This is a genomic window from Pseudomonas sp. P179 (assembly GCF_000478485.2).
In the GTDB taxonomy this organism is placed as follows: domain Bacteria; phylum Pseudomonadota; class Gammaproteobacteria; order Pseudomonadales; family Pseudomonadaceae; genus Pseudomonas; species Pseudomonas aeruginosa.
The window spans coordinates 2,422,802-2,423,716 of record NZ_KI517354.1 but is presented as its reverse complement, the minus strand read 5'-3'; the positions used below and the strand labels follow the sequence as shown (position 1 = coordinate 2,423,716).

The window sequence follows — 915 nt, the reverse complement described above, 5'->3', positions numbered from 1 at the left end:
CAACTGGTCGCGGCCGGCGGCGCGCATCCGCTGGAGCAGGTCGGAGTGGAAGAAGGCGCTGTAGCGCCACTTGGTCAGCAGCCAGTCGTCCGGCCCCGGCGCCAGCTCCTCGACCACCTCGCGGTCGGCCGGACTGGCGCGCATGCCCGGCCCCCAGAAGTCCTTGAGCAGGCCGCGCTGCTCCTCGGTCATGCTGCCCGGCTGGGCGGTGTAGGCGATCTGCACGCCCTGCTCGACGCACCAGCGGCGCAGCCGCGCGGCGTTGGCCACCAGCCCGGCGCGCAGGCTCTCGGGCAGCGGGCGCAGGAAGTAGCGCTGCATGTCGTGCACCAGCAGCACCGCGCGCCGCGGCTCCAGGCTCCAGCGCGCCAGGTTGGCCGGCAACTGCTGGGCGGTCGGCAAGGGATAGGCGGTGATTTCGGGAATGCCGCTCATGCCACGGTCTCCAGGGGGAAGGTTGCGCTCGGGATCGCTTCTGCGCCGGACCAGGCCATCACCGCGCTGAGCGCCTGCCAGGGGTTCAGCCGCGGATCGCAGAGGCTGGTGTAGTGCCGGCTGACCTGGTGCAGGCCGCTGGAATCGGCGACGCACTCGGTGACGTCGTCCGGGGTGGTCTCCAGGTGCAGCCCGGCGGCCACGCCGCCGGAGCCGGACACCGCCAGGCGGAACGCCGCCACCTCCTCGGCGATGCTGCGCACCAGGCGGGTCTTGTTGCCGCAGGGCGCGACGATGGTGTTGCCGTGCATCGGGTCGCTCAGCCAGATCACCGGGTGCCCGGCCGCGCGCACCGCCTCCACCAGCGGCGGCAGGCGCTCGCCGACCTTCTGCGCGCCCATCCGCGCGATCAGCGTCAGGCGCCCCGGCTCGCGGCGCGGGTCGAGGCGCTCGCAGAGCGCCAGCAACTGGTCGCGGCCG

General features: G+C 73.7%; 1 protein-coding gene and 1 pseudogene. Both read right to left on the bottom strand.

Annotated features, from left to right (window positions below; genetic code table 11):
• On the bottom strand, positions 1–435 hold a 435-nt coding region (gene phzD / locus HMPREF1224_RS23745; RefSeq protein WP_010793466.1), incomplete at its 3' end, for a phenazine biosynthesis protein PhzD.
• Positions 432–915, bottom strand: a pseudogene (gene phzC, locus HMPREF1224_RS23740) (phenazine biosynthesis protein PhzC); the annotation flags it as partial. The gene phzD and the pseudogene phzC, both read right to left, overlap by 4 nt.